At 72.9% G+C, this 13,282-nt stretch carries 13 protein-coding genes; 2 read left to right on the top strand and 11 right to left on the bottom strand.

Annotated features, from left to right (window positions below):
• Positions 1-31: 31 nt before the first annotated feature.
• From D6270_RS26735 to D6270_RS26700, 8 genes are all read right to left on the bottom strand, one after another.
• Entirely contained in the window at positions 32-2,608 is a 2,577-nt protein-coding gene (locus D6270_RS26735) for a polynucleotide kinase-phosphatase (RefSeq protein WP_109163134.1), read from the bottom strand.
• A complete protein-coding gene (locus D6270_RS26730) occupies positions 2,605-4,092 on the bottom strand; it encodes a 3' terminal RNA ribose 2'-O-methyltransferase Hen1 (RefSeq protein WP_109163135.1) in 1,488 nt (495 codons plus the stop codon). The genes D6270_RS26735 and D6270_RS26730 overlap by 4 nt, the downstream gene beginning before the upstream one ends.
• A 79-nt stretch (positions 4,093-4,171) precedes the next feature.
• A complete protein-coding gene (gene mmuM, locus D6270_RS26725; RefSeq protein WP_109163136.1) occupies positions 4,172-5,095 on the bottom strand; it encodes a homocysteine S-methyltransferase in 924 nt (307 codons plus the stop codon).
• A 37-nt stretch (positions 5,096-5,132) separates the two neighbouring features.
• A complete protein-coding gene (locus D6270_RS26720; protein WP_109163137.1) occupies positions 5,133-6,056 on the bottom strand; it encodes an LLM class F420-dependent oxidoreductase in 924 nt (307 codons plus the stop codon).
• Positions 6,057-6,090: 34 nt separating this feature from the next.
• Positions 6,091-6,591 (bottom strand): DUF6099 family protein, encoded by a 501-nt coding sequence (locus tag D6270_RS26715; protein ID WP_109163138.1) that lies wholly within the window; start codon positions 6,589-6,591, stop codon positions 6,091-6,093.
• A gap of 124 nt (positions 6,592-6,715) precedes the next feature.
• Positions 6,716-7,075 (bottom strand): nucleotide pyrophosphohydrolase, encoded by a 360-nt coding sequence (locus D6270_RS26710; protein WP_109163139.1) that lies wholly within the window; start codon positions 7,073-7,075, stop codon positions 6,716-6,718.
• A 130-nt stretch (positions 7,076-7,205) separates the two neighbouring features.
• Positions 7,206-7,610, bottom strand: coding sequence for a cell division protein SepF (locus D6270_RS26705; RefSeq protein WP_030572629.1), 405 nt, complete (start codon positions 7,608-7,610; stop codon positions 7,206-7,208).
• 156 nt (positions 7,611-7,766) lie between these two features.
• Positions 7,767-8,564 carry a DeoR/GlpR family DNA-binding transcription regulator gene (locus D6270_RS26700; protein ID WP_109163140.1) on the bottom strand — a complete coding sequence of 266 codons (798 nt, stop codon included), beginning with the start codon at positions 8,562-8,564 and terminating at the stop codon, positions 7,767-7,769.
• Positions 8,565-8,770: 206 nt separating this feature from the next.
• Between D6270_RS26700 and D6270_RS26695 the strand changes: the two genes are divergently transcribed.
• The gene (locus D6270_RS26695; RefSeq protein ID WP_109163141.1) at positions 8,771-9,655 is read left to right on the top strand and encodes an SIS domain-containing protein; all 885 of its coding nucleotides are present in this window, start codon (positions 8,771-8,773) and stop codon (positions 9,653-9,655) included.
• 70 nt (positions 9,656-9,725) lie between these two features.
• Complete coding sequence (locus D6270_RS26690; RefSeq protein WP_109163142.1) at positions 9,726-10,382, top strand: DedA family protein; 657 nt, start codon at positions 9,726-9,728, stop codon at positions 10,380-10,382.
• 164 nt (positions 10,383-10,546) lie between these two features.
• Here the strand turns inward: D6270_RS26690 and D6270_RS26685 are convergent, their stop codons facing one another.
• From D6270_RS26685 to D6270_RS26675, 3 genes are all read right to left on the bottom strand, one after another.
• Entirely contained in the window at positions 10,547-11,068 is a 522-nt protein-coding gene (locus D6270_RS26685) for a hypothetical protein (RefSeq protein ID WP_109163143.1), read from the bottom strand.
• Positions 11,069-11,151: 83 nt separating this feature from the next.
• Complete coding sequence (locus tag D6270_RS26680; protein WP_109163144.1) at positions 11,152-12,219, bottom strand: FecCD family ABC transporter permease; 1,068 nt, start codon at positions 12,217-12,219, stop codon at positions 11,152-11,154.
• Entirely contained in the window at positions 12,216-13,253 is a 1,038-nt protein-coding gene (locus D6270_RS26675) for a FecCD family ABC transporter permease (protein ID WP_109163145.1), read from the bottom strand. The genes D6270_RS26680 and D6270_RS26675 overlap by 4 nt, the downstream gene beginning before the upstream one ends.
• Positions 13,254-13,282 lie beyond the last annotated feature (29 nt).

Raw genomic sequence — 13,282 nt, 5'->3', positions numbered from 1 at the left:
CCCGCGAATCGCCCATGGGTTGGACCGGGCGTCAGAGCCGGGGGTCAACCGGCTCCGACTCCAGGGCCAGGACGGCGAAGACCGCCTCATGGACCCGCCACAGCGGCTCGCCGTCCGCCAGCCGGTCCAGCGCCTCCAGACCGAGCGCGTACTCCCGCAGCGCGAGCGAGCGCTTGTGGCCGAGGAAGCGGGAGCGCAGGCGCTCCAGGTTCTCCGGGCGGGTGTACTCAGGGCCGTAGATGATGCGGAGATACTCCCGGCCGCGCACCTTGATGCCGGGCTGCACCAGACGCCCCCCGGCGTCCCGGACCAGGGCGCCGAGCGGCTTGACGACCATGCCCTCGCCGCCGCGCCCGGTCATCTCCAGCCACCAGTCGGTGCCCGCGCGGGCGGACGCCTCGTCGGCGGGGTCCACGACAAGCCGGCGGGTGACCTGGAGCAGCCCGGTCGGGTCGTGCTCCACGAGCCGGTCCAGCCAGGCCAGCTGCTCGTCGTGGGGGACGGCGGCGAGCGAGCGGCCCTGGACGGCGAGGATCTGGAACGGGGCGATCCGCATCCCGTCCAGCCCCTCGGTGGACCAGCAGTAGCGCCGGTACGCCTCGGTGAACGCGGCCGCGTCCGTCGCCCGGCCCTGCTGCCGCACGGAGAGGTCGCCGACGTCGACACCACGGGCGGCAGCCGTCTCCAGGGCGGCGAGCGCGGAGGGGAACACCGCGCCGGAGGCCGCGCCGACGGCGGCGTACTGCGAGCGCAGCAGTCCACCGGCCTTGAGCGACCACGGCATCAGCTCGGCGTCCAGGAGCACCCAGTCGGTGTCCCACTCCTCCCAGAGCCCGGCCGCGGTGACGGCCGTACGCAGCCGGCCGAGGAGCTCTTCCGTCAGCGCCCGGTCGTCGAGGAAGGGGCGGCCGGTACGGGTGTGGAGGGCGCCGGTCGGGCCGTCCGTGCCGAAGCGGGCGGTGGCGGCCGCCACGTCCTTGCAGACCAGGGCGACGGCCCGGGAGCCCATGTGCTTCTCCTCGCACACCACCCGCTCCACGCCGTCCGCCCGGTACTGCGCGAACGCCTCGGCCGGGTGCTCCAGGAAGCCCTCCTCCTTCGAGGTGGCGGTGGGCGCCATGGTCGGCGGGAGGTAGGCGAGGAGCCGCGGGTCGACGGCGAACCGGCTCATCACTTCGAGCGCGGCCGCCGCGTTCTCCTCGCGCACGGCGACCCGGCCCATGTGCCGGGTCTCCACGACCCGGCGGCCCTGCACATCGGCGAGGTCCAGCGGCCTGCCCTCCCGGCCCCCGGGGGCCTCGGAGGTCAGCGGCCTGGTGGGCTCGTACCAGACCTTCTCGGCCGGTACGTCGACGCGTTCGCGCTCCGGCCAGCGCAGCGCGGTCATCTTCCCGCCGAAGACGGCGCCGGTGTCCAGGCAGATGGTGTTGTTGATCCAGGAGGTGGTGGGCACGGGGGTGTGGCCGTAGACCACGGCGGCGCGGCCCCGGTACTCCTCGGCCCACGGGTAGCGCACGGGCAGCCCGAACTCGTCGGTCTCGCCGGTGGTGTCCCCGTACAGCGCGTGCGAGCGGACCCGGCCCGACGTGCGGCCGTGGTATTTCTCCGGCAGACCCGCGTGGCAGACCACCAGATTGCCGCCGTCCAGCACGTAGTGGCTGACCAGGCCGTCGATGAACTCCCGCACCTGCTGCCGGAACTCGGGGTGCTCGGCGTCCTCGCGCTCCAGCTGTTCGATCGTCTCGGCCAGGCCGTGGGTCGGCTGGACCTTGCGGCCCGCGAGATAGCGGCCGAGCTTGTTCTCATGGTTGCCCGGCACGCACAGCGCGTTGCCCGACGCGACCATGGACATGACGCGGCGCAGCACACCGGGGCTGTCGGGGCCACGGTCGACGAGGTCGCCGACGAAGACGGCCGTGCGCCCTCCGGGGTGTGCGCCGTCCACGTAACCGAGCTTGCCGAGCAGGGTGTCCAGCTCGGAGCGGCAGCCGTGGATGTCCCCGATGATGTCGAACGGGCCGGTGAGGTGGCGCAGGTCGTTGTAGCGGCGCTCCAGCACCACTTCGGCGCGCTCGGCCTCCTCCTCGGTGCGCAGGATGTGCACCTTGCGGAAGCCCTCGCGCTCCAGGCCACGCAGCGAACGGCGCAGCTCGCGGCGGTGGCGCTGGATGACGTGGCGGGGCATGGAGGCGCGGTCGGGGCGGGCGGCGTTGCGCCGGGCGCAGACCTCTTCGGGGAGGTCCAGCACGATGGCGATGGGCAGCACGTCGTGCTCGCGGGCCAGCCGGACGAGCTGCTTGCGGCTCTCGGGCTGGACGCTGGTGGCGTCGACGACGGTGAGCCGTCCGGCGGCCAGACGCTTGCCGGCGATGTGGTGGAGCACGTCGAAGGCGTCGCCGCTGGCGCTCTGGTCGTTCTCGTCGTCGGCGACGAGGCCCCGGCAGACGTCCGAGGAGACGATCTCGGTGGGCTTGAAGTGCTTGCGGGCGAAGGTGGACTTGCCCGATCCGCTGGCGCCGATGAGGACGACGAGGGAGAGGTCGGTCACCGGCAGGGTGCGGGAGGCGCCGCCGGTGGTGGTGTCGGTGCTGCTGTCGTCGTTCGTCATGCGGCTTCCTCCTTCTTCCTCTCGCTCGTGTGCTCGGTGGATTCCGTGGTCAGGGTGAAGACGGCAAGCTGGGTGGGCGGACCGACCTCGGGGTCGTCCGGGCCGACGGGCAGGTGCGCGACGGTGTACCCGTGGCGCTCGGCGACCTTCCCCGCCCAGGCGCGGAATTCGGCCCGGGTCCACTCGAAGCGGTGGTCCCCGTGGCGCACCTGCCCGGCCGGGAGCGTCTCCCAGCGGACGTTGTACTCCACGTTCGGCGTGGTCACGAGGACCGTGCGCGGGCGCGCCGAGCCGAAGACCGCGTACTCCAGCGCGGGCAGCCGGTCCAGGTCCACGTGCTCGACGACCTCGCTGAGCACGGCGGCGTCGTACCCCTTGAGCCGCTTGTCCGTGTAGGTGAGGGAGCTCTGGCGGAGGGCGACCCGGTCCGACTGCCGCTCCCCCATCCGGTCCAGCTTCAGTCGGCGCGAGGCGATGGTGAGGGCGCGCATCGACACATCGACGCCGACGATCTCGGTGAAGCGCACGTCCTTGAGGAGCGCCTGCACCAACTGGCCCTGGCCGCAACCGAGGTCGAGGACCCGGTGGGCACCGGCTCCGCGCAGCGCTTCGAGGATCGCGGTGCGCCGGTGCTCGGCGAGCGGGACCGGCTTCTCCTCGGTGTCGGTGCTCTCGTCCACCGCGTTGTCGACGCTCTCCACGTCCAGGTCGTCCGACTCCGCGAGCCGGACCAGCTCCAGGGCCTGGTCGGCCTGGCGGGTCAGCCCCCAGCGGTGGGAGAGATAGCGCCGGGTGATGAGGGGGCGCTCGGGGTGGTCGGCCAGCCAGCCCTCACCGGCCCGCAGCAGCTTGTCCACCTCGTCGGGCGCGACCCAGTAGTGCTTGGCGTCGTCGAGGACCGGGAGCAGGACGTAGAGCTGGCGCAGGGCGTCGGCGAGCCGCAACTCCCCGTCCAGCACCAGGCGTACGTAGCGTGATGCGCCCCAGGCGGGGAACTTCTCGTCCAGCGCCACCTCCGTCACCTCGACCCGCTCCCAGCCGAGCGGCACGAACAGCTTGCGCACCAGCTCCGCACCGCCCCGGGCGGGCAGCGCGGGCACCTCGATCCGCAGCGGCAGAGGAGCCTCGGCCCGCTCGGGCTGGGCCCGGCAGACGCCGCCGAGCGCGGACTTGAACACCGCGGCAAGGGCGACCGAGAGCAGCGAGGAGGCCGCGTAGGGGCGGTCGTTGACGTACTGCGCGAGCGCCGCGTCGGGCGCACCGCCCCGGCCCTTGCCCTTGCCGCGCCGGACCAGCGCCACCGGATCCACCTCCAGCAGGAGTGCGGCCGTGCAGCGCTCGGCGGACGCCTCGGGGTAGAAGACGTGCGCGGTGCCGTGCGAGGTGGAGAACGCCTGCGCCCGGTCGGGATGCTTGTGCAGCAGGAAGCCGAGGTCCGTGGCGGGGCGTTCAGGGGTGCCGGTCGTACTGATCGTCAGGAACACCTGTCCGAGTATGGTCTCCGCCCCCGGCTCCCACCAGGCATTTTCACCACTCCGGCGGTGACCCCGCCGGCTCCTCGGCTCAGCGCTCCAGCAGCCCCGCCAGCGCCTTGATCCGCTCCGGCCCCACCCGGCAGCACCCGCCGACGAGCCGCGCCCCGGCCCCCGTCCAGGCCCGCACCCGCCCCGGGTCGAAGGTGCTCGTCCCGGTCCACCTCCTCGCCTCCGCGTCCCAGCCCTCCCCGCTGTTGGGGTAGACCACGGCCGGCTTGCCCGTGACCTCCACCGCCACCCGCACCGCCTCCTCCGCCTCGGCCGGATCGCAGCAGTTGACCCCGACGGCCACCACCGTCTGCCGCCCGGCGGCCACCGCGAACGCCTCCTCCAAGGGCTGCCCGGCCCGGGTCCGGCCGCCCGCGACGCTGTACGAGAGCCAGACCGGCAGCCCGGCCTCCTCGGCCACCCGCACCACCGCCTCGGCCTCGTCCACGTCCGGCACCGTCTCCAGCGCCAGGACGTCGGGCCCCGCCTCGGCGAGTGCCGCCACCCGGGGGCGGTGGAAACGCTCCAGCTCCCGGACCGTGAGTCCGTACCGCCCCCGGTACTCACTGCCGTCCGCGAGCATCGCACCGTACGGGCCGACCGAGGCGGCGACCCAGACCTCCCGCCCGGGGCCGGCCCGGCGGGCCGCTCCGGCCGCCCGCCGGGCCAGCTCCACGCTGCGGGCGAGCAGCGCCCCGGTCCGCTCGGGACCGATCCCGTGGCGCGCGAACCCTTCGAACGTGGCCTGGTAGCCGGCGGTGATGAGCACCTGTGCTCCGGCGCGCAGATACGCCAGGTGGGCGGCCTCGATCTGCTCCGGCGCGTCGGCCAGCAGCCGGGCCGACCAGAGCGCGTCGGAGAGGTCGCACCCCTGTGCCTCCAGCTGGTTGGAGAGCCCGCCGTCCAGCAGGACGGGCCCTTCCGCCAGCGCTTCGGCGAGCGTACGGCCGGAGTCCACTGCCATCTCCTCCTCGTCCGGCTCTCCTGTCGGGAGGCGCGGGTCAGGTCAGCTGGGACTGGATCTGCGAGGAGATCAGCTCCAGATGGTCCAGGTCGCCCAGGTCGAGGACCTGGAGGTAGATCCGGGACGAGCCGATCGCCGCGTACCGGCCGATCTTGTCGACCACCTCGGCGGGCGAACCGGCCAGCCCGTTGGCCTTCAGCTCCTCCACGTCCCGGCCGATGGCCGCCGCCCGCCGGGCCACCTCGGCGTCGTCCTTGCCGGTGCAGACGATCAGGGCGTTGGAGTACACCAGGTCGTCCGGGTCGCGCCCGAACGTCTTGGCCGCTTCCCGGACCCGGCCGAACTGCTTCTCGCTGTCCTCCAGGGAGGCGAAGGGGATGTTGAACTCGTCCGCATACTGCGCGGCGAGGCGCGGGGTGCGGGTCGCGCCGTGGCCGCCGATCAGGACGGGCACCTTGGCCTGGGCCGGCTTCGGCAGCGCGGGCGAGTCGGTGAGCTGGTAATAGGTGCCGTCGTAGCTGAAGGTCTTGCCGACCTCGGTCGCCCACAGGCCGGTGACGATCGCCAGCTGCTCCTCCAGCCGGCCGAACTTCTCCTTGGGGAACGGGATGCCGTAGGCCTTGTGCTCCTCCTCGAACCAGCCCGCGCCCAGGCCCAGTTCGACCCGGCCGCCGGACATCTGGTCGACCTGGGCCACCTGGATGGCGAGCACGCCGGGCAGCCGGAACGTGCCTGCTGTCATGAGCGTGCCGAGCCGGATCCGCTTGGTCTCGCGGGCGAGGCCGGCCAGGGTGATCCAGGCGTCGGTAGGGCCGGGCAGTCCGTCGCCGGAGCCCATACGGAGGTAGTGGTCGGAGCGGTAGAAGGCGTCGAAGCCGAGGTCCTCGGTGGCCTTGGCGACGGTGAGCAGGGTGTCGTAGCTCGCCCCTTGCTGGGGCTCGGTGAAGATTCGAAGATCCATGCACCCATCCTGCCTCTTCGGCGGCCTCTCTTCCTCAGGGCCCCGCCGCCGAGGGTGCGGTGCCGCGTATCCCGCCGTAGGGGCCGTCCCGCTCCCTCTCCCGCTCCCCCAGCCGTCTCAGCAGCCCGTGCACCCGGTCCAGCGACTCGTCTGCGGCGTCCATGGCTTCGATGCACTGCCAGTAGAGCCCGTCCTCCCCGGTGTCGCAGGCCACCGAGACCAGCGCTATCCCGGCCTCGCCCAGGAGCAGCGCCAGGCTCGTCAGGGCCGCCCGCACATCGGCGATCCCGGAGAGCTGCGTGGCCCGTGTGCCCCGGGAGAGGACCGCCGGGTGGTCCGGCGGTGCGCATCCGACACCGATCTCACCGAGGGCCCGCGCCTCGCCCCGTAACTCCATCGGGCCGAACAGCGCCAGCCGGCTGCCGACCGTCCGCGCGAGGGCCTGCGCCTGCCAGGCCTCCGCCATCACCTCCAGCGCGCCCCGGCTCTCGGCCAGCGCCCGCCGCCCGGACTGGATGAGTCGCTCCGCTTCCATGTGTCTCCCCCGTCCTCACGAAAACCCGCTCATCTCTTTCATTACCCACAGTGAGGTAGTTGGCACCGTAAGGCCAGAGGAAATCGGAAATCTGTGGACACAAAATCGATTGTGGATAACTCGATCACTCCGAAGAGTGACGATCCTGGGGTTCCGGCGGGTTCGGGACGGGGAAGCGCTTCTCGTTCCGGTCCATCTTGGCCGCCAGCGCCCGCAGCGGGTCGATGCCCAGTACCTCGCAGAACTGGAGGAGGTAGGCGAGCACATCGGCGACCTCGTCGGCCACGCGATGGGCGGCCTCGGGCTCGTCCATGATCCGGGCGGACTGTTCGGGCGTCAGCCACTGGAAGATCTCGACCAGTTCGGAGGCCTCGACGCTGAGGGCGGAGGCCAGGTTCTTCGGGGTGTGGTACTGCCCCCAGTCCCGCGCCGCCGCGAACGCGGCCAGTCGGCGCTGGAGTTCTGCCACATCGAGTTCTGTCACGGCCCCAGGTCTACCACCGCCCTCGGACACCGCCGCCCCGGACGCCCACGAGAGGCGTCCGGCGGCGAGGCCGGTGAGGAGGGGTACGTGAGGAGGGGCGGGAAGGCGAGGCCCCACGGCGGCCAGGGCCCTACGACTGGGCGAGCCCCGCCGGTGTGACCCCTTCGACCTCCATGCCCTCCGGGGCGAGCAGGAAGACGTTCCGGTCGACGCGGTGCATACCGCTGCCGAGCCCGAAGACCACGCCGCTGCTGAAGTCGAGGATGCGCTTGGCCACGTCCGTCTCCGCCGCCGTCAGGTCCAGCAGCACCGGGACCTGGGCGACCAGGTACTCCGCGACCTCGCGGGCGTCCGCGAAGACCTGCACCCGCAGCACGACCAGGCGGCGCTGCTCGGCCACGCGCTCGTCCGGGACGGTGCGGTGGTCGATCCGGGACGGCCACTCGTCGCGGCCGCGCAGGGGTACGACCTGGGCGAGCCCCTCCCACTGTTCGTCGGTGGCGTCATATCTGTCGTACCTGTCGTACCTGCTCACAGGGCCACCCCGTCGTCAAGCCGGTCGCATGCGCGCCGGCTGCGCTCACTGTTCATCGGGCAATCCTCTCGCCCCTCACCCGTTCGGCGTACCAACGACACGGCGAACGGCCGGATCGAGTCACTCACACCGGGCTCCCGCACCGCACCTGGGCCCTCACACCGTGATGACCTGGACGCCCGCCTCGCCGAACCGGTCCTTCGCCTCCGCCGTGATGTGCGCGTCGGTGACCAGCACGTCCACCAGACCGAGGTCGCAGACCCGGGCGAAGGCCCGCTTGCCGATCTTCGAGGAGTCGGCGGCGACCACCACCCGCTGCGCCCGCTCCGCGAGGAGCCGGTTGACGCTGGCCTCGCCCTCGTGGTGGACGTAGGCGCCGCGTTCGATGTCGATGGCGTTGACCCCGAGGACGGCGACGTCGAGGGTGATCTCGTTCATCACGCCGACGGCCAGCGGTCCGGTCAGTTCGTACGACTGCGGCCTGGCGACGCCGCCGGTGACGACCATCTTGATCTGCGGCCGGATCGCCAGCTCGCTCGCGATGTTGAGCGCGTTGGTCACGACGGTGAGCGTCGGCTGCCCGCCCGCCACCGTGGTCTCGCCGACGATGTCGGGCCGCACCGCCAGTGCGCGGGCCACCTCGGTCACCGTCGTGCCGCCGGTCAGGCCGACCACCTCGCCGACGGCGACCAGTCCGGAGACCGCGCGGCCGATGGCCTGCTTCTCGGGGGCGTGGCGGCCGGTCTTGTAGCGGAGCGCCAGCTCGTAGGAGACACCGTGCGCGACGGCTCCGCCCCGGGTGCGGGTGAGCAGGTGCTGTTCGGCGAGCTGGTCCAGGTCGCGGCGGATGGTCGCGGCCGACACCTCCAGCGCGGCCGCCGCCTCCTCGACCTCCACCCTGCCGTGTTTGCCGACCAGTTCCAGCAGCGCGTCCCACCGGGCGTCCCTGGCCACGTGCGTCTCCTTCACCGTCCGGTGCCGGGCTCCGCGCTTCCCGGGAACGCGGTCGCCGGTGGCCGGACCGCCGCAAGCGTCGCACAGGAGCCGGGCGTTCGACTCCGCACCCCGCGCACCGTGCTTGTTCCTGCTTGTTACCTGCATGTAATGTGCAGGATTCAACATCGAGGCTCCATCCGCCCTTCGTCCCGTGGAGTGCAGACGTGTCGTACGCCGAGACCGAGATCGCCGGTCAGCCCGCCTGCTGGCGCCGCGCCGCCGCACTGGCCGACGAGCACCGGGCCGTCCTGCCCGCCGCCGGTGAGCGGATCGCCGTCGTCGGCTGCGGCACCTCCTTCTACATGGCGCAGGCCTACGCGGCGCTCCGCGAGGGCTCGGGCCAGGGTGAGTCGGACGCCTTCGCCGCCTCCGAGTTCCCGTACGGGCGCGCGTACGACCGGGTCGTCGCGCTGACCCGCTCGGGGACCACGACCGAGGTGCTGGAGCTGCTGGAGCGCGTGCGCCCGGACTCGCGCACGGTGGCGGTCACGGCCGATCCGCACACGCCCGTGCGGGAGGCCGCCGACGGTCTTGTCGTCCTCGACTTCGCCGATGAACGGTCGGTCGTGCAGACCCGGTTCGCCACGTCCGCGCTCACCCTGCTCCGCGCCCACCTGGGCCTGCACACCGAGGAGGCGGTACGGGACGCGGAGACGGCGCTCGCCGAGCCGCTGCCGGAAGGGCTGCTGGAGCGCACCCAGTTCTCCTTCCTCGGCCGGGGGTGGACGGTCGGCCTGGCCCATGAGGCGGCGCTGAAGATGAAGGAGGCGTCGCTGGCCTGGACGGAGTCCTACCCGGCGATGGAGTACCGCCACGGGCCCGTCAGCATCTCCACGTCCGGTACCGCGACCTGGATGTTCGGCGCCGCCCCCGAGGGCCTGGCCGAGCAGGTCCGCGCCACGGGCGCCCAATGGGTGGAGAGCGGACTCGACCCGCTGGCCGACCTCGTACGCGTACAGCGCCTGGCGATCGCCCGGGCGGCGGCGCGGGGGCTCGACCCGGACGCGCCCCGCCATCTGACCCGGTCGGTGGTGCTGGACCAGGCCTGAGGGAGGATGGGCGGCAGGAGGCGGCCGACGCCCCTCCGCGCACCCGACACCCCTACGCCGGAGAGCCTTCATGCACCTCGCACTGCCCGTCGCCGCCGAGGAGCCGAAGGGCGGCATAGCGGGGTGGGCCACCGGCCTGGTGGAGACGTTCGGCGGGCCGGGCGCCGGTTTCGCCATCGCCGTGGAGAACCTGTTCCCGCCGCTGCCGAGCGAGATCATCCTCCCGCTGACCGGGTTCGCCGCTTCGCAGGGCGTGCTCAGCCTGGCCTCCGCGCTGTTCTGGACGACGCTCGGCTCGGTGGTCGGGGCGTTGGCGCTGTACGGGCTCGGGGCCGTCTTCGGTCGGGAGCGGATGCACGCCCTGTGGGCGAGGCTGCCGCTGGTCAAGCCCGCCGACCTGGTGCGTACGGAGGAGTGGTTCGCCCGGCACGGCACCAAGGCGGTCCTGCTGGGCCGTATGGTGCCGGTCTTCCGGAGCCTGATCTCGGTGCCCGCGGGTGTGGAGCGCATGCCGCTGCCGGTGTTCGTCGGGCTGACGACGGCGGGCAGCCTGGTGTGGAACAGCGTGCTGGTGCTGGCGGGTTACTGGCTGGGCGACAGCTGGGACGTGGTCGGGGAGTACGTCGGCATCCTGTCGAAGGTCGTGCTCGGGCTGGCCGTGCTGGCGGTGGGCTGGTACGTCGTGATGCGCGTCCGGGGCCGTAAGGACGCCTCGCGCGGCGAGTGACGGGCGGCTCCGGCCCGTACGGAACCGCCCGCCTCCGGACACTTTTCGGCGCCCTCCGCCCTCGGACACCCTCCGGGACCGCCCGCCCCGGACACCGCCGACCGCCCCCGGACGCCAAGGCGCCGGGAGGGCCGCTCAGCGGTGTCCGGGGCGCGGCCGCCCGCTCAGGACTCCTCGAAGTAGGCGTCCAGGACGGCGTCCAGCTCGGCCGGCCACTCCTTGAGCCGCGCCCGGCTCTCCGCCTCGACCTCGGCGTTGAACCAGCGGCGGGTAGACAGGTGCACGGTCACGGTGAACCGGCGGCCGAAGCGGGCCGGGTGCATCTCCACCGCGCCGATCTCGGACCAGTCGAAGTCGGCCTCCTGGTCGTCCAGGGTGAACCGGATGCCTTCCCGGGCCACCCGGATCGACCCGCGGCGGTCGCTGACCTCGAAGACCGGGCCGTCCTCGGGAGCCTCCGCTTCCGCTTCCGCATCGGCCGTAGCGTCGGCCTCAGGCTCAGGAGCCTCCTCGGCCGCCGCTTCGGGCGCTTCGTCGAGTTCCGGGTCCGCCTGAGGGCCGTCCTCCGGTTCCGCTTCGGTCTTCCGGGCCCCGGCGGGCGCCGCCAGGCCGGGGAGGGGGATGAACGCCGGGTCGGTGCCTGCGGCGAACTCGGGCTTCTTGTTCGAATCTATGCTCTGCTCCACGGCGGGCAGTATGGTCGACGAACCTGTACGTGACCAGTCGTCATCGTTCCGGGCGCCTTCGCGGCGCGGACCGGGCCGGGCTGTCACAGCGCCCCCCGGCGCCACTCACGTATCAGCAGACAGCCGAGGTACGCGCCCCCGATCGCCATGGTGTAGATCCCGACCGGCAGGTCCTCGAAGAGCGGCAACTGCTGGGCGCAGAGGTCGGCGGCGACCAGCAGCAGCCCGCCGGTGAGGCCGGAGAGCAGCAGGTGGGGGCCGGATCCGCGGGTGAGGCGCTTGGCGATCTGCGGGGCCGTCAGGGCGATGAAGGCGATGGGTCCCGAGACGCTGACGGCGGCCGCCGAGAGGGCGATGGCGAGGACCACGGCGAGGGTCTTGGCCTTCCTCGGCTCCGAGCCGAGCCCTTCGGCGATGTCGTCGCCCATCTCACCGATGTCGAGGCGCCGGGAGATCAGCGCGGTCAGCGGGGCCGCGGTGAGCAGGACCAGCCAGATGGTGGTGGCGTCGGTCCAGGAGCGGGCGGTGAGGCTGCCGTTGACGTAGGCGGTGAGGACGGAGGCCTTGTCACGCTCCAGGGCGTAGACGACGTACTGGGTGACGGCGGCGCCCATCGCGGCGACCCCGATACCGGCGATGACGAGCCGGGCGGGATTGCGGAAGCCGGTCCCGGTGGAGATGTACACCAGGGCCATCGCGGCGACCGCGCCGATGAGCGCGCCGACGGCGACCGGGACCGTGCCGGGGAACATCAGCGCGCAGATCGCGGCGCCCGCCCCGGCCCCGGCGGAGAGGCCGATGACGTCGGGGCTGCCGAGCGGGTTGCGGGTGACGGACTGGAAGAGCGCGCCCGAGAGGCCGAGCGCGGCGCCGACCCCGACGGCGACGGTGAGGCGGGGGCCGCGCAGCCGGTTGAAGACGAAGCGGTCCTTGCCCTCGGCGTCCCCGAGGAGGGCGGCGGGCAGGTCGGCGAGGTCGAGGCCCAGGCGCCCCCAGGTCAGCGTCGCCACGGCGGTCCCGAGGAGGAGCACGAAGAGCCCGGCGCCCGCGAGGACGGAGGCCCGGCGCATCGGTATCGCCACGGTACGGCCGATGACCAGATGGCCGCGCGGGGCCTTGAGGGGCTCGCGGAGGGGTTCGGTGACGGTCATGGGGTGCCCCGCATCCTGCGTACGGCGATGAGCAGCGCGGGTGCGCCGATGAACGCGGTGACGACGCCGACCATGAGTTCGGTGGGCCGCATGACGACCCGGCCCACGACGTCCGCGAGGAGGAGCAGGGTGGGGCCCAGCAGCGCGGCGAAGAGGAGCTGGACCCGGAAGTCGACACCGACCAGGGCCCGTACGATATGCGGTACGGCCAGGCCGACGAAGGCGATCGGGCCGACGGCGGCGGTCGCGGCGGCGCTGAGCAGGGTGGCGGCGAGCAGCCCGCCGCCCCGGGTACGCGCCGGGTCCGAGCCGAGGGCCACGGCGGTCGCGTCGCCCAGGGCGAGGGCGTTGAGGCCGGGGCCGAGGGCGAGCGCGAGGAGGAAGCCGACGGCGGCGAAGGGCAGCACGGACCAGAACACGTCGAAGTCCCGGCCGCCGAGGGCCCCCACGACCCAGTAGCGGTAGCTGTCGAAGACCTGCGGCTTGCTGAGCGTCACCGCCTGGATGAACGCCATCAGCACGGCGGTGAGCACGGCCCCGGCGAGCACCAGGCGCACCACGCTCGTGCCCGTACCGGCGGAGCCGATGACATGGACGAGCACCCCGGCGACCAGCGCGCCGGGCAGCGCCCACCACATGGTGTCGGTGGCCCCGGAGGCCCCGAACCAGGCGGTCGCGGCGACGATGCTCGCGGAGGCGCCCGCGTTGATGCCGAGGAGGCCCGGTTCGGCCAGCGGGTTGCGCGAGACGCCCTGCATGAGGGTGCCGGCGACCGCGAGGCAGAGTCCGGCGAGGACGCCGAGGGCGGTACGGGGGTAGCGGCTCTCGATGATCGCGGTGACGTTCTCGTCGGCGCTGCCTGCGAGCACACCGAGGACGTCGCCGAACGAGGTGGAGCGGCTGCCGAACATGACGCTCGCGCAGAGCGCGAGGGCCAGCGCGGCGACCGCCCCGAGCAGGAGGAACGCCGTCCGGGCGGCGCCGGTGCGGGAAGTGCCGGCGCCGCTCGGCGGTGCGACCGTGGTGGTTGCCATGGGAGTGAGGTGTGCCTGGTGGCTTCGGC

Source organism: Streptomyces griseus subsp. griseus, from assembly GCF_003610995.1.
Classification (GTDB): Bacteria; Actinomycetota; Actinomycetes; order Streptomycetales; family Streptomycetaceae; genus Streptomyces.
This window is presented reverse-complemented; position numbering and strand designations above follow the sequence as displayed.